This window comes from Streptomyces pinistramenti, assembly GCF_020564935.1.
In the GTDB taxonomy this organism is placed as follows: domain Bacteria; phylum Actinomycetota; class Actinomycetes; order Streptomycetales; family Streptomycetaceae; genus Streptomyces; species Streptomyces pinistramenti.
Window position 1 is genome coordinate 1 of record NZ_JAJCXB010000041.1, and the last position, 15,211, is coordinate 15,211.

The 15,211-nt window shown below is 69.6% G+C and carries 13 protein-coding genes; all 13 read left to right on the top strand.

Features of this window, described 5'->3' with window-relative positions; genetic code table 11:
* Positions 1-2,007: peptidoglycan D,D-transpeptidase FtsI family protein (locus tag LIU39_RS24320; RefSeq protein ID WP_227048998.1), on the top strand; the 2,007-nt coding region annotated here is incomplete at its 5' end.
* A gap of 18 nt (positions 2,008-2,025) precedes the next feature.
* The gene (locus LIU39_RS24325; protein ID WP_227048999.1) at positions 2,026-3,741 is read left to right on the top strand and encodes a UDP-N-acetylmuramoyl-L-alanyl-D-glutamate--2,6-diaminopimelate ligase; all 1,716 of its coding nucleotides are present in this window, start codon (positions 2,026-2,028) and stop codon (positions 3,739-3,741) included.
* Positions 3,742-3,803: 62 nt separating this feature from the next.
* Positions 3,804-5,246 carry a UDP-N-acetylmuramoyl-tripeptide--D-alanyl-D-alanine ligase gene (locus tag LIU39_RS24330; protein ID WP_227049000.1) on the top strand — a complete coding sequence of 481 codons (1,443 nt, stop codon included), beginning with the start codon at positions 3,804-3,806 and terminating at the stop codon, positions 5,244-5,246.
* A gap of 5 nt (positions 5,247-5,251) precedes the next feature.
* Positions 5,252-6,316, top strand: coding sequence for a phospho-N-acetylmuramoyl-pentapeptide-transferase (mraY, locus tag LIU39_RS24335; RefSeq protein ID WP_227049001.1), 1,065 nt, complete (start codon positions 5,252-5,254; stop codon positions 6,314-6,316).
* Positions 6,313-7,758 (top strand): UDP-N-acetylmuramoyl-L-alanine--D-glutamate ligase, encoded by a 1,446-nt coding sequence (gene murD, locus LIU39_RS24340; RefSeq protein WP_227049002.1) that lies wholly within the window; start codon positions 6,313-6,315, stop codon positions 7,756-7,758. Before mraY ends, murD begins: the two co-directional genes overlap by 4 nt.
* 57 nt (positions 7,759-7,815) lie before the next feature.
* The gene (gene ftsW / locus LIU39_RS24345) at positions 7,816-9,168 is read left to right on the top strand and encodes a putative lipid II flippase FtsW (protein WP_227049003.1); all 1,353 of its coding nucleotides are present in this window, start codon (positions 7,816-7,818) and stop codon (positions 9,166-9,168) included.
* A gap of 6 nt (positions 9,169-9,174) precedes the next feature.
* Entirely contained in the window at positions 9,175-10,266 is a 1,092-nt protein-coding gene (gene murG / locus LIU39_RS24350) for an undecaprenyldiphospho-muramoylpentapeptide beta-N-acetylglucosaminyltransferase (RefSeq protein WP_227049004.1), read from the top strand.
* Positions 10,267-10,286: 20 nt separating this feature from the next.
* Entirely contained in the window at positions 10,287-11,102 is an 816-nt protein-coding gene (locus LIU39_RS24355; protein WP_372464028.1) for a cell division protein FtsQ/DivIB, read from the top strand.
* Positions 11,103-11,385: 283 nt separating this feature from the next.
* Positions 11,386-12,612 (top strand): cell division protein FtsZ, encoded by a 1,227-nt coding sequence (ftsZ, locus tag LIU39_RS24360; RefSeq protein WP_227049005.1) that lies wholly within the window; start codon positions 11,386-11,388, stop codon positions 12,610-12,612.
* A gap of 13 nt (positions 12,613-12,625) precedes the next feature.
* Positions 12,626-13,357, top strand: coding sequence for a peptidoglycan editing factor PgeF (pgeF, locus tag LIU39_RS24365; RefSeq protein ID WP_227049006.1), 732 nt, complete (start codon positions 12,626-12,628; stop codon positions 13,355-13,357).
* Between the two features lie 4 nt (positions 13,358-13,361).
* The gene (locus LIU39_RS24370) at positions 13,362-14,081 is read left to right on the top strand and encodes a YggS family pyridoxal phosphate-dependent enzyme (RefSeq protein WP_227049007.1); all 720 of its coding nucleotides are present in this window, start codon (positions 13,362-13,364) and stop codon (positions 14,079-14,081) included.
* Positions 14,082-14,203: 122 nt separating this feature from the next.
* Positions 14,204-14,824 carry a cell division protein SepF gene (locus tag LIU39_RS24375; protein ID WP_227049008.1) on the top strand — a complete coding sequence of 207 codons (621 nt, stop codon included), beginning with the start codon at positions 14,204-14,206 and terminating at the stop codon, positions 14,822-14,824.
* Between the two features lie 65 nt (positions 14,825-14,889).
* Positions 14,890-15,183, top strand: coding sequence for a YggT family protein (locus LIU39_RS24380; protein ID WP_227049009.1), 294 nt, complete (start codon positions 14,890-14,892; stop codon positions 15,181-15,183).
* The last annotated feature ends 28 nt before the right edge of the window (positions 15,184-15,211 follow it).

Consider the following 15,211-nt stretch of genomic DNA (forward strand, 5'->3'; position numbering starts at 1 on the left):
GCGCAGCGCGGCCGGAGCGAAGGGCCCCGGCGGCCCGCCGCCCGTCCGTCCGGCAGGCCCGCGGCCGGCAAACAGGCGGCGCCGAAAGGCGGCAGGGCCGGCGCGTCCGGCAAGCCTCCGGCGGCCCGCCGCCCCTCGGGAGCGGCGCGCCCCGCCCGTCCCCGGCCCGCGGGTCCGATCCGGCTCGGCAATCCCCGGCCCCGGCTCCGGCTGGTCGCCGTGGCGCTGACGCTGGTCATGCTGGTCTTCGCGGTGCGGCTGTTCCAGGTGCAGGCCGTCGATGCCGCCGCGTACGCGGCCAGGGCCAACGTGAACCGCTACGTCCCGGTCAAGCTGGCCGCCGAACGCGGCACCATCACCGACCGGAGCGGCGTGGACCTCGCCACCACCGTCGACGCGTACGACATCACCGCGGACCCGAGCCTGCTGGCGCCCGACAAGACCAAGATCGACGACGCGCCGCAGCAGGCCGCCGCGCTGCTCGCGCCGATCCTCGGTGAGGACCGGGCGACCCTCGCCGAGAAGCTCGGCAAGTCCTCGTCCCGTTACGTCCTGCTGGCGCACCAGCAGACCCCGCAGGTGTGGAAGCGGATCAAGGACCTGCGGTCGGGCCTCAACGCGAAGGCCGCCGCCGCGCCCAAGACGGCGCCGCGCCCGAACGTCCTGGTCGGCATCTTCGCCGACCGGCACAGCAAGCGCGTCTACCCGAACAACGAACTGGCCGCCGGCGTCCTCGGCTTCGTCAACAGCGAGGGCAAGGGCGCGGGCGGCCTGGAGGCCCGGCTCGACACGAAGCTCGCCGGCAAGGACGGCAAGCTGGTCTACGCGCAGTCCGGAGGCCGCCGGGTGCCGACGGCCGATGCCCAGGAACACCCCGCGGTCCCCGGCACCAACGTCCAGCTCACCCTCGACCGTGACATCCAGTGGGCCGCCCAGAAAGCCATCTCCGAGCAGGTCACGAAGTCCAAGGCCGACCGCGGCTACGTCGTCGTCCAGGACACCAGGACGGGCAAGATCCTCGCGCTCGCCAACGCGCCCGGCTTCGACCCCAACCACATCGCCAGGGCCGACCCGGCGGCGCTGGGCAACGCGGCGCTCACCGATGCCTTCGAACCGGGTTCCACCAGCAAGCTGATGTCGATGGCCGCCATCCTGGAGGAGGGCGCGGCGACCCCGGCGACCCGGGTCACCGTGCCCAACCGGCTGCACCGCGGCGACCGGCTCTTCTCCGACGACGTCGACCACCCCACCTGGCACCTCACGCTCAACGGCGTCCTCGCCAAGTCCAGCAACATCGGCACCATCCTCGCCGCAGGACAGCTCGGCAAGACACAGCCCGAAGCCAACCGGGTGCTCTACTCCTACCTCCACAAGTTCGGCATCGGCCGGCCCACCGGACTCGGCTTCCCCGGGGAGACCGACGGCATCCTGGCCGAGCCCCAGGACTGGAACACCTCGCAGCAGTACACGATCCCGTTCGGCCAGGGCCTGTCCCTCAACGCCGTCCAGGCCGCGTCCGTGTACTCCACGATCGCGAACGGCGGCGAGCGCATCGCCCCCACCCTGGTCAGCGGCACCACCGGCCCCGACGGGCAGTACGTCCCTGCGCCCGCGCCGGAGAAGAACCGGGTGGTGAGCCCGAAGACCGCAACGCAGCTCGCCACCATGCTCGAATCGGTGGTCGACGACGAAGCGGGCACCGGAGCCAAGGCGAAGATCGACGGGTACCGCGTCGGCGGTAAGACCGGCACGTCCAACCGGGTGGATCCGAAGACCGGCAAATACCACGGCTACACCGCGTCCTTCGCCGGTTTCGCGCCCGCTGACAAGCCCCGTATCACCGTCTACTGCGCCGTCCAGAACCCCACCAAGGGGAGCTATTTCGGCGGCTCGGTCTGCGGCCCGATCTACCAGCAGGTCATGCAGTTCGCGCTGAAAACCCTGCAGGTCCCGCCGAGCGGCGTGAAGGCGCCGCGGCTGCCCGTCACCTTCACGCCAGGCGAATGAAATCGAGGCAACATCGCCGTGACGACCATCACCCCCCACGGGACTCCACACCCCGGCAACGGTTCCTCCGCAGACCCCTCACTTCGCCTCGGAGCCGCCGAGCCCGGTACGCTCACCGCCGTGTCACATGCTGATCAGTCCCCCAACGCCCAGAAGGACGCACCCGGTAAATACCCGGGAGCGCCCCGCCCCGAGCAGGTCCGCCCCACCCCCCTGGCGGTACTCGCCGAGCAGCTGGGCACCCCGGCTCCGGCCTCCGGCGCGCTCGACGTCACCGGCATCACCCATGACTCCCGTGCGGTCCGCCCCGGTGACGTCTATGCCGCGCTGCCCGGTGCCCGTCTGCACGGTGCCGACTTCGTCGCGCAGGCCGCCGACCTCGGCGCGGCCGCCGTCCTGACCGACCCGTCGGGCGAGGAACGCGCCGCGGCGACCGGCCTCCCGGTGCTCGTCGTCGACGACCCGCGCTCCCGGATGGGCGCCCTGGCCGTCTCCATCTACGGGGCGCCGGGCGAGGACCTCCTCCAGATCGGCATCACGGGCACCTCCGGGAAGACCACCACCGCGTACCTCATCGAGGGGGGCCTGCGGGCCGCGGCGGCCAAGGGTGACGGCGGGCTGACCGGCCTGATCGGCACCGTCGAGACCCGTATCGGCGACGAGCGGATCAAGTCCGAGCGCACCACCCCCGAGGCCACCGAGCTGCAGGCGCTGTTCGCCGTCATGCGCGAGCGCGGTGTCCGCGCGGTCGCCATGGAGGTCTCCAGCCACGCCCTGGTCCTGGGCCGGGTCGACGGCTGCGTCTTCGACGTCGCGATCTTCAACAACCTCAGCCCGGAGCACATGGAGTTCCACTCCGGCATGGAGGACTACTTCCAGGCCAAGGCCCGGCTGTTCACCAGGGCCCGCAGCCGCGCCGGCGTCGTCAACCTCGACGACCCGTACGGCAAGCGGCTGGCCGAGGGCGAGTCCGAGGTCCCGGTCACCACCTTCTCCGCCGAGGGCCACCCCGACGCGGACTGGCGGGCCGCGGACGTCGAGGTCGGTACCCTCGGCTCGACGTTCACCGTGCTCGGCCCCAACGGCGAGCACCTGAAGGCCGCCTCGCCGATCGCCGGACCGTTCAACGTCGCCAACGCACTCGCTGCCATCACCTCGCTGGTCGTCGCGGGCATCGACCCGCAGACCGCGGCCGACGGCGTCGCCGCGGTCCCCGGCGTCCCCGGCCGCCTGGAGCGTATCGACGCCGGCCAGCCCTACCTCGCCGTCGTCGACTACGCGCACAAGACGGACGCCGTCGAATCGGTTCTGCGGGCGCTGCGCAAGGTGACCGACGGCAAGCTGCACGCCGTGCTCGGCTGCGGCGGCGACCGCGACCCGCACAAGCGCCTCCCGATGGGCGCCGCCGTCGCGCGGCTCGCCGACACGGCCGTGCTGACCTCCGACAACCCGCGCTCCGAAGACCCGCTGGCGATCCTCGCCACCATGCTCTCCGGCGCCGCCGAGGTGCCGATCCACGAGCGCGGCACCGTCCTCGTCGAGGAGGAGCGTGCGGCCGCCATCGCCGCAGCCGTCGCCCGCGCCGAGCCGGGCGACACCGTGATCGTCGCGGGCAAGGGCCACGAGCAGGGCCAGGACATCGCCGGAGTGGTCCGGCCCTTCGACGACCGCCAGGTGTTGCGCGAGGCCATCGAAGCCTCGTTGACCGTGCAGCAGCCGAACCACCAGGGATGACACACCGCCATGCGCGCACAACCCTTCTGTTGGCAATTTCCGCCGCTTGCCGGGGGTGACCTGTGATCTCCCTGTCCCTCGCCGAGATCGCGAGCATCGTCGGCGGGCAGCAGCACGACATACCGGATCCTGAACTCCAGGTCACCGGACCGGTCGTGAAGGACTCCCGCGAGGTCCGCCCCGGCAGCCTGTTCGTGGCCTTCGCCGGCGAACGCGCCGACGGCCACGACTTCGCGCAGCGTGCCGTCGGCGACGGAGCGGCAGCCGTGCTCGCCGCCCGTCCGGTCGGCGTCCCGGCGATCGTCGTCGACGACGTGATCGCCGCGCTCGGGGCGCTGGCCCGCGCCGTCGTCGAACGCCTCGGCACGAACGTCGTCGCGCTCACCGGCTCGGCCGGCAAGACCAGCACCAAGGACCTGATCGCCCAGCTCCTGGAGCGGAACGGCCCGACCGTCTGGCCGGACGGCAACCTCAACAACGAGATCGGCCTGCCGCTCACCGCGCTGCGCGCCGACGACGGCACCCGGCATCTCGTCCTGGAGATGGGCGCCCGCGGCGTCGGCCACATCCGGTACCTCGCGGCGCTCACCCCGCCGAAGATCGGTGTGGTGCTCAACGTCGGCACCGCGCACATCGGCGAGTTCGGCGGCCGCGAGCAGATTGCCCTGGCAAAGGGCGAACTCGTCGAGGCGCTCCCCGCGGCGGCCGACGGCGGCGTCGCCGTGCTCAACGCCGACGACCCGTACGTCCGCGCCATGGCGCACCGTACGAAGGCCCGCACGGTGCTGTTCGGCGAGGCGCCGGAAGCCGACGTACGTGCCGAGAATGTCCGGCTCACCGGACTCGGTCAGCCTGCCTTCACGCTTCACACACCCTCCGGGTGCAGCGATGTGACCATGCGGCTGTACGGTGAGCACCACGTGTCGAACGCGCTCGCCGCGGCCGCCGTCGCCCATGAGTCGGGCATGTCCGTGGACGAGATCGCCACCGCGCTCTCCGAAGCCGGCACGCTCTCCCGGTGGCGGATGGAGGTCACCGAGCGCGCGGACGGCGTGACGGTCGTCAACGACGCCTACAACGCGAACCCCGAGTCCATGCGAGCGGCGCTGCGAGCGCTGGTCGCGATGGGCACAGCCGGCAAGGCGACGGGCGGGCGGACGTGGGCGGTGCTCGGTGAGATGGCCGAGCTGGGCGAGGACGCACTTGCCGAACACGACGCGGTCGGACGCCTGGTCGTCCGGCTCAACGTCAGCAAGCTCGTGGCAGTCGGCGGCAGGGAAGCGGCCTGGCTGCAAATGGGCGCCTATAACGAGGGTTCGTGGGGTGAGGAGTCGGTGCACGTGTCCGACACGCGGGCGGCGGTCGACCTGTTGCGCAGCGAGCTGCGGCCGGGGGACGTCGTACTGGTGAAGGCATCCAGGTCGGTGGGCCTTGAGCGGGTCGCAGCGGCATTGCTGGACGGCGAGGGCGTGCAGGGCGCCGAGAGCGGGTCCGCGGCCCGATGAACTCGATGAAGCAGATCCTCTTCTCCGGAATGATCGGGCTCTTCCTGACCCTGATCGGTACCCCGGTGCTGATCAAACTGCTGGCCAAAAAGGGCTACGGGCAGTTCATCCGCGACGACGGACCGCGGGACCACCACAGCAAGCGCGGTACGCCCACCATGGGTGGCATCGCCTTCATCCTGGCCACGATCATCGCGTACGCGCTGACCAAGGTCATCACGAGCAGCGACCCCACCTTCTCCGGTGTGCTGGTGCTGTTCCTGATGGCGGGGATGGGCCTGGTCGGCTTCCTCGACGACTACATCAAGATCGTCAAGCAGCGTTCGCTGGGCCTGCGGGCCAAGGCGAAGATGGCCGGACAGCTGATCGTCGGCATCGCCTTCGCGGTGCTCTCGCTGCAATTCTCCGACCTGCGCGGACAGACGCCAGCATCCGACCGGCTGTCCTTCACCCAGGACTTCGGCTGGCAGATCGGCCCGGTGATCTTCGTGATCTGGGCGCTGTTCATGATCCTGGCGATGTCCAACGGCGTGAACCTCACCGACGGCCTCGACGGCCTGGCCACCGGCGCCTCGGTGATGGTCTTCGGTGCGTACACCTTCATCGGCATCTGGCAGCACCAGGAGTCGTGCGCCAACCAGATCACCGCGGGCCCCGGCTGTTACGAGGTACGCGATCCACTCGACCTCGCGGTCGTCGCCTCCGCCTTGATGGGCGCGTGCTTCGGCTTCCTGTGGTGGAACACCTCGCCCGCCAAGATCTTCATGGGCGACACCGGTTCGCTGGCCCTGGGCGGCGCGCTGGCCGGCCTGGCGATCTGCTCCCGCACCGAGCTGCTGATGGCAGTGCTCGGCGGCCTGTTCGTCCTCATCACGATGTCCGTGGTGATCCAGGTCGGATCCTTCCGCCTGACCGGCAAGCGGGTCTTCCGCATGGCGCCACTTCAACATCACTTCGAATTGAAGGGATGGTCGGAAGTCCTTGTGGTGGTCAGATTCTGGATCATCCAGGGCATGTGCGTGATCGTCGGACTCGGGGTCTTCTACGGCGGTTGGCAGGCGGCCAAGTGACCACGCAGGACTTCGCAGGGCAGCACATCACCGTTGCCGGCCTGGGCGTGAGCGGCATCAGCGCCGCCCGCGCGCTGGCCGGCCTCGGCGCCCGCGTCACGGTCGTGGACGGCGGCGACGGCGACAAGCAGCGCGCCGCAGCCGCCGACCTGGAGGCGCCCGGCATCACGGTGCGCCTCGGCGACGGCACGACCCTGCCCGAGGGCACCGACCTCGTCGTCACCTCGCCCGGCTGGAAGCCGGACAGCCCGCTGTTCGCGGCGGCGGCCGAGGCCGGCGTGGACGTGGTCGGCGACGTCGAGATCGCCTGGCGGCTCCGCGGCCCCGACGCCGCGGCCTGGCTCGCGGTCACCGGCACCAACGGCAAGACCACCACCGTCCGGATGCTGGCCGCGATCCTGGAGGCCGAGGGCCTGCACACCGCGGCCGTCGGCAACATCGGCACCCCGATCATCGACCTCGTCCTCGGCCAGGGGCAGCGCGGCGAACGGCCCTACGACGTCCTCGCCGTGGAGCTCTCCAGCTACCAGCTGCACTGGGCACCTTCGCTGCGGGCGCACTCCGCGGCCGTCCTCAACCTCGCCCCCGACCACCTCGACTGGCACGGCTCCATGAAGGCGTACGCCGCCGACAAGGGCCGGATCTACGAGGGCAACACCGTCGCCTGCGTCTACAACGTGGCCGACAAGGCGACCGAGGACCTGGTGCGCGAGGCCGACGTCGAAGAGGGCTGCCGCGCCGTCGGCTTCACCCTCGGCACCCCGGGGCCCTCCCAGCTCGGCGTCGTCGACGGGCTCCTCGTCGACCGCGCCTTCGTCGAGAACCGGCAGCAACAGGCCCAGGAACTCGCCGAGATCACCGACATCGCGCCCGGCTCAGGCAGCCCCGCCCCGCACAACATCGCCAACGCCCTTGCGGCGGCGGCGCTGGCCCGTGCCTTCGGCGTGCGCCCCGCCTCCGTACGCGAGGGGCTGCGGGCCTTCCACCCGGACGCACACCGCATCCAGCACATCGCGGACATCGCGGACATCACATACATCGACGACTCCAAAGCGACCAACACCCATGCCGCCGAGGCGTCGTTGGCCGCGTACGAGCACATCGTGTGGATCGCCGGCGGGCTCGCCAAGGGCGCGACCTTCGACGAGCTGGTGGCGAAGTCCGCGCAGCGGCTGCGCGGGGTGGTGCTGATCGGCGCCGACCGCGCGCTGATCCGCGAAGCCCTGGCGCGACACGCCCCGGATGTCCCGGTGGTCGACCTCGACCGGACCGACACTGGGGCGATGCCCGAGGCGGTACGCGAAGCGACCGGTCTCGCCGAGCCAGGTGACACGGTCCTGCTGGCCCCGGCCTGCGCCTCGATGGACATGTTCGTGAATTACAACAAGCGGGGCGACGCCTTCGCCGACGCGGTGCGCGAGCTGAGCGCGCGAGCCCAGTAGACCGCTCGTCCCGCTCGCGTCGATGACCTGCGGCGAGCACCTGTGGAGGGGACGAGGATGACGGCCCGATCGGCGAAGGCGGCACCGCCGCGTCCGCGGCGGCGGCTCGTCACCGCGTCCCGCCCGTCACGCGGCAGCCGCTCACGGGGCGGCCCTCGGCGCCTGTACACGCAGGCGAAGCGGGCCTGGGACCGGCCGCTGACGGCGTACTACCTGATCCTCGGCGGCAGCCTGCTGATCACCGTGCTCGGCCTGGTGATGGTCTACTCCGCCTCGCAGATCAAGGCGCTCCAGTCCGGGCTCGCGCCGAGCTTCTTCTTCCGCAAGCAGCTGTTGGCCGCGGTCATCGGCGGCGTCCTGCTGCTGTGTGCCGCGCGGTTTCCGGTACGGCTGCACCGCGCCCTGGCCTATCCGTTGCTGGCGGTCTCGGTCTTCCTGATGTGCCTGGTGCAGGTGCCGGGGATAGGGGTCGCGGTCAACGGCAACCAGAACTGGATCAACCTCGGCGGCCCTTTCCAGATGCAACCCAGCGAGTTCGGCAAACTCGCGCTCGTCCTGTGGGGCGCCGATCTGCTGGCCCGCAAGCAGGAGAAGAAGCTGCTGGCGCAGTGGAAGCACCTGCTGGTGCCCCTGATCCCGGTCGCCCTCCTGCTGCTCGGGCTGATCATGCTCGGCGGGGACATGGGAACCGCGATCATTCTCACGGCGATCCTCTTCGGCCTGCTGTGGCTGGCCGGTGCTCCCACGCGGCTGTTCGTCGGCGTCCTGGGTGCCGCGACGGCCATCGGGGCCCTGCTGATCAAGACCAGCGCCAACCGGATGTCCCGTCTGGCCTGCATCGGGGCGACCGATCCGGGCCCCGGAGACCAGTGCTGGCAGGCCGTGCACGGTATCTACGCTCTGGCCTCAGGCGGATTTTTCGGTTCCGGGCTCGGCGCGAGTATGGAAAAATGGGGTGAACTCCCGGAACCGCACACCGACTTCATCTTCGCCATCACCGGGGAGGAACTGGGTCTGGCGGGGACGCTGTCGGTGCTCGCCCTCTTCGCGGCTCTAGGCTATGCGGGTATCCGCGTGGCCGGACGCACGGAGGACCCCTTCGTGAGGTATGCCGCGGGAGGCGTGACCACCTGGATCACGGCCCAGGCCGTGATCAACATCGGTGCGGTGCTCGGCCTGTTGCCGATCGCCGGCGTCCCGCTCCCGCTGTTCTCCTACGGGGGCTCCGCCCTGCTGCCGATGATGTTCGCCATCGGGCTGATGATCGCCTTCGCGCGTGATGAGCCCGCAGCTCGGGCGGCATTGGCCGCGCTGGCGACGCGGAAGCCGGTTTTCGCAAGGAAATCGGCTGGGGTGAGATGGAAGACGATGAGACGGCGCGTCAAGAAGCGACCGTCCGGAGAGCGGTGAATTTCGGTGCATGTCGTACTCGCCGGTGGGGGGACCGCCGGCCACATCGAGCCCGCGCTCGCCCTCGCGGACGCACTGCGGAGGCAGGACCCGACCGTGGGGATCACGGCACTCGGCACGGAACGGGGCCTGGAGACCCGGCTCGTCCCGGAGCGCGGTTACGAACTGGGTCTGATTCCGGCCGTCCCACTGCCCCGTAAGCCCACCCCCGAACTGATCACCGTCCCCGGGCGGCTGCGCGGCACGATCAAGGCCGCCGAGCAGATCCTGGAGCGCACGAAGGCGGACTGCGTCGTCGGCTTCGGCGGTTACGTGGCGCTGCCCGGCTATCTCGCCGCCAAGCGTCTGGGCGTGCCGATCGTCGTCCACGAGGCGAACGCGCGCCCCGGCCTGGCCAACAAGATCGGTTCGCGGTACGCCAAGTTCGTCGCCGTCAGCACCCCCGAGAGCAAGCTGCGCGGGGCCCGCTACGTCGGCATTCCGCTGCGCCGCACCATCGCCACCCTCGACCGCGCGGCGGTCCGCCCCGAGGCGCGGGCGGCCTTCGGGCTCGACCCCAACCTCCCGACGCTGCTGGTGTCCGGTGGTTCCCAGGGCGCGCGCAGGCTCAACGAAGTCATCCAGGCCGCCGTCCCCGCGCTCCAGCGCTCCGGGATCCAGGTGCTGCACGCGGTCGGCCCGAAGAATGAAATGCCGCATGTGGACAACATGCCGGGAATGCCGCCGTATGTGCCGGTACCGTACGTGGACCGGATGGATCTCGCGTACGCCGCGGCCGACATGATGCTCTGCCGCGCGGGCGCGATGACCGTCGCCGAACTGTCCGCCGTCGGGCTGCCCGCCGCTTACGTCCCGTTGCCGATCGGCAACGGCGAACAGCGGCTGAACGCCCAGCCGGTGGTCAACGCCGGTGGTGGCCTGCTGGTCGACGACGCACAACTGACCCCGGAGTGGGTGCAGAACACCGTGCTCCCGGTCCTCGCCGACCCGCACCGGCTGTACGAGATGTCCCGCGCGGCCTCCGAGTTCGGCCGCAGGGACGCGGATGAACTGCTGGTCGGCATGGTGTACGAGGCGATTGCCCAGCAGCACAACTAGCGACGAAAGGCAGGGGGAGCGTGGCCGGACCGACGACCGCCCGGAGCGGTGGAGCGAACGCGTCGTCCGGCCCGCCCGCCGCCGAACCGTCCCGCGCCCGGTGGTTCCGCCGGCTGCGACTCCCGCTTCCCGGACCGCGCCGCCGTGGTCCGATCATCATTCTGATCCTCGTCGTCCTCCTCGGCGGCTTCGCCATCTGGGCGCTCTACGGCTCGAAATGGCTGCGGGTGGAAGGCGTCAAGGCGAGCGGCACCGCGGTGTTGACCCCGCGTGAGGTCGTTGACGCGGCTGATGTTCCGATGAACGCGCCGCTGGCGTCGGTCGATACGGATGCCGTGGCCCGCAGGCTGCGTGAGCGGCTGCCGCGCATCAAGACCGTGGACGTGGTGCGTTCCTGGCCGCACCGCATCGGTCTGAAGGTGACCGAAAGGACGCCCGAACTGATCATGCGATCGGACCGGAAGTTCATCGAAGTGGACGTGGAAGGCGTCCGTTTCGCCACCGTCGCCACCGCGCCGAAGGGCGTTCCGCAACTGGAAATGACGGCGCAGGACGCTCCGAGTCTGCACCGCTTCGGAAACGACCGGTTGCGTCGCGCCGCGGTCACCGCCGCAGCCGATCTGCCCGAAGACGTACGCAAACAGGTCCGCATCGTTCGCGTTCGGTCCTACGACTCGATCACTCTGGAACTGGCCGGGAACCGCACCGTGGTGTGGGGAAGTGGTGAACGCGGGCCGGAGAAGGCCAAGGTGCTCACCGCCTTGCTGAAAGCCGCGCGTGACGCACGCCACTTCGATGTCTCGGTTCCCAGCGCGCCTGCGGTATCGGGGAGTTGACGTACGTCATCGCAGGCCAGCACCCTGGATGGCTACCACTATGGGTGATCACATAGGGTGAAAAGAAAAACGGGAGGTTCGGCGTGTTCGTTGAACGTGCGCCACTTGTCGACTTAGTGTCTCGTTCCAAAGGGGCTTTGCTTCCAAGGAACACAGGCACAGGTAACCCTAAACTTCAACGTTAGGGTTCGGGTCGGCATTACGGACCGTCCCATCGGCATCAGTCGGCGTCCACACGGAATGTGAGGCGACGACACGTAACTCGAGGCGAGAGGCCTTCGACGTGGCAGCACCGCAGAACTACCTCGCAGTCATCAAGGTCGTCGGCATCGGCGGCGGTGGCGTGAACGCCATCAACCGGATGATCGAGGTCGGGCTCAAGGGCGTCGAGTTCATCGCGATCAACACCGATGCGCAGGCGTTGCTGATGAGCGACGCCGACGTCAAGCTCGACGTCGGCCGCGAAATGACCCGCGGACTCGGCGCCGGCGCCAACCCGGACGTGGGCCGCAAGGCGGCCGAGGACCACCGCGAGGAGATCGAAGAGGTCCTCAAGGGGGCCGACATGGTCTTCGTGACCGCGGGCGAGGGCGGCGGCACCGGCACCGGCGGCGCCCCCGTGGTCGCCAACATCGCCCGTTCGCTGGGTGCCCTGACGATCGGTGTGGTCACCCGCCCGTTCACCTTCGAGGGCCGTCGGCGGGCCAACCAGGCGGAGGACGGCATCGCGAGCCTCCGTGAAGAGGTCGACACCCTCATCGTCATCCCCAACGACCGGCTGCTGTCCATCTCGGACCGCCAGGTGAGCGTGCTCGACGCGTTCAAGTCCGCGGACCAGGTGCTGCTGTCGGGTGTCCAGGGCATCACCGATCTGATCACCACGCCCGGCCTGATCAACCTCGACTTCGCCGACGTCAAGTCCGTGATGTCGGAGGCCGGTTCCGCGCTGATGGGCATCGGCTCCGCACGCGGCGACGACCGGGCGGTGGCCGCGGCGGAGATGGCGATTTCCTCGCCGCTCCTGGAAGCCTCCATCGACGGCGCACGCGGCGTGCTGCTCTCCATCTCCGGCGGCTCGGACCTCGGTCTCTTCGAGATCAACGAGGCCGCGCAGCTGGTCAGCGAGGCGGCGCACCCCGAGGCGAACATCATCTTCGGTGCGGTCATCGACGACGCGCTGGGCGACGAGGTGCGGGTGACCGTCATCGCCGCGGGCTTCGACGGCGGTCAGCCGCCGGCCCGTCGGGACACGGTGATCGGGTCGTCCTCCGCCAAGCGTGACGAGCCGGCGCCCGCGCCGAGCCGTCCGGTGGCCCCGGCCGAACCGCGGTCCTCGTCCTTCGGCGGACTCGGCGCGGTGCCCGTACGGGACGAGGAGCCGGCCTCGGCCGAGACCTCCTCGCTGGGTGAGGTGCCGGCCCAGCCGACCGCCACCCCGCAGGTTCCCCCGGCCCGTCCGTACTCGGACAGCGCGGCCGAGGAGCTGGACGTCCCCGACTTCCTGAAGTAGCCGAAACACCCACGTGATAGGGCAACAGCACCACGAGAGCGGCGCGCACTTCGCCTTCACCGACAGGTGGGGCGGGGTGAGCGCCGCTCCGTACGATCAGCTCAATCTCGGCGGCGCGGTCGGCGACGACCCGCAGGCCGTACGGGACAACCGCGCGCTCGCCGCGCGAGGGCTCGGCCTCGACCCGGGCGCCGTCGTCTGGATGAACCAGGTGCACGGCAAGGACGTCGCGGTGGTCGAAGGACCGTGGCGCACGGACGACATCCCGTCCGTGGACGCGGTGGTGACCGCGCGCCGTGGACTCGCGCTCGCGGTACTGACCGCCGACTGCACCCCCGTACTCCTCGCCGACCCGGTCGCCGGGATCGTGGGCGCCGCGCACGCCGGGCGTCCCGGCCTGGTGGCCGGCGTGGCACCGGCGGCCGTCGAGGCGATGGTCCGGCTCGGCGCGCGAGCCGACCGGATCGTCGCGTACACCGGGCCCGCGGTGTGCGGACGGTGCTACGAAGTCCCCGGGGACCTGCGGGAGAAGGTCACCGCAGCGGTGCCCCAGGCGTGGTCGACGACCAGTTGGGGCACTCCGGCCGTGGACATCGCCGCGGGCCTGACGGCCCAACTCGCCGCCGCCGGGGTGCAGATCCGTGAGCATTCCCACATCTGCACCCTGGAATCGGCGGACCATTTCTCTTACCGGCGCGACCGCACAACCGGGCGGCTCGCGAGCTACGTATGGCTGGACGGCTGACGCTGTGACGGATCGCAGGACTGAACTGGCCGGCAATCTGGCGCGGGTGGAGGACCGCATCGCCACCGCATGCGCCGCCGCGGGCCGCAGGCGTGACGAGGTGACCCTGATCGTGGTCACCAAGACCTATCCCGCGAGCGATGTCCGGCTGCTCGCCGAGTTGGGGGTGCGGCAAGTTGCGGAGAACCGCGATCAGGATGCGGCACCCAAAGCTGCCGAATGCGCCGATCTTCCCCTTACTTGGCATTTTGTTGGTCAATTGCAGACCAACAAGGTGCGGTCGGTGGCCGGTTACGCCGGGTTCGTACAGTCGGTGGACCGCGCCAGGCTGGTCACCGCACTCTCCAGGGAAGCGGTGCGCGCGGAGCGGGAGATCGGCTGTCTGATCCAGGTCGCGCTGGACGCCGAGTCGGGGGAGCGGGGCAGTCGTGGCGGGGTGGCGCCGGATGGTGTTCCGGTGCTCGCCGAGGAGATCGCCGGCGCCCAAGGGCTGCGCCTGGACGGTGTGATGACGGTCGCACCGCTGTCGGGCGCCTACGCGGGACGCCAACGCGCCGCTTTCGAGCGGCTGATGGAAATCTCATCCGACCTGCGCGCCGCTTATCCTGCTGCCAACATGGTGTCAGCAGGCATGAGTACGGACCTGGAAGACGCCGTGGCAGCCGGAGCGACACATGTACGCGTCGGCACTGCGGTACTCGGAGTCCGACCACGCCTCGGGTAACGTCGCCAAGAGTCGGACCACAGCACAAAATATGGTCATTACCGCAAGAAGCGGGACAGGCCGAGTGGATCCAAGGCGCCCGGTGACGGAGCCGATCCACCACAGAGCGGAGGACGCAGAGAATGGCCGGCGCGATGCGCAAGATGGCGGTCTACCTCGGCCTCGTGGAGGACGATGGGTACGACGGCCGGGGCTTCGACCCCGACGACGAGTTCGAGCCCGAGCTTGACCCGGAACCGGATCGAGGGCGACGGCAACAGCACCAAGTGCAGCCCGAGACGCGCCCGGAACGGGAGGAACCGGTCAGATCCGTGCAGCCTCCCGCGCCGCGCGAGCCCGTTTCTCTCCCCGTCGAAAGTGGACGACCCGCCCGAATCGCCCCCGTGGCATCCATCACACCCGACCGTCCGAATCTGGAGAAGAACGCACCGGTGATCATGCCCAAAGTTGTGTCCGAGCGGGAGCCTTACCGCATCACCACACTTCACCCGCGGACCTACAACGAAGCCCGTACCATCGGGGAACACTTCCGTGAGGGCACTCCGGTGATCATGAATCTCACGGAGATGGATGACACGGATGCGAAGCGACTTGTCGACTTTGCGGCCGGTCTTGTCTTCGGTCTGCACGGCAGCATTGAGCGGGTGACGCAGAAGGTGTTCCTGTTGTCGCCTGCTAACGTCGATGTCACGGCGGAGGACAAGGCCCGTATCGCTGAGGGCGGGTTCTTCAACCAGAGCTGAGACGCAACACCGGGCACACCAAGGCCGCGAGGCCAACACAGGGATCAAGGGGAGGGACGCGCGAGATGAGTGTCTTTGGGCAGGTGATCTACATCGCGCTGTATTGCTTCCTGATCGTGTTGATCTTCCGGCTGGTGATGGACTATGTCTTCCAGTTCGCCCGTTCATGGCAACCCGGCAAGGCAATGGTCGTCATTCTTGAGGCCACTTACACTGTCACTGATCCGCCACTCAAGCTTCTGCGGCGGGTCATCCCGCCGCTGCGTCTCGGGGGCGTGGCGCTCGACCTGTCCTTCTTCGTATTGATGATCATCGTGTACATCCTGATCACCGTCGTGAGGTCGGTGTTGTTGGTGTGAACGATACGGTCTTGCCGATTGCCGACGA

What these genes read in the sequence shown, in the direction of transcription:
- LIU39_RS24380 (WP_227049009.1), top strand. Translation starts at nt 14,890, where the DNA reads ATGAGTGTCTTTGGGCAGGTGATCTACATCGCGCTGTATTGCTTCCTG.
- ftsW (WP_227049003.1), top strand. Translation starts at nt 7,816, where the DNA reads ATGACGGCCCGATCGGCGAAGGCGGCACCGCCGCGTCCGCGGCGGCGG.
- mraY (WP_227049001.1), top strand. Translation starts at nt 5,252, where the DNA reads ATGAAGCAGATCCTCTTCTCCGGAATGATCGGGCTCTTCCTGACCCTG.
- LIU39_RS24375 (WP_227049008.1), top strand. Translation starts at nt 14,204, where the DNA reads ATGGCCGGCGCGATGCGCAAGATGGCGGTCTACCTCGGCCTCGTGGAG.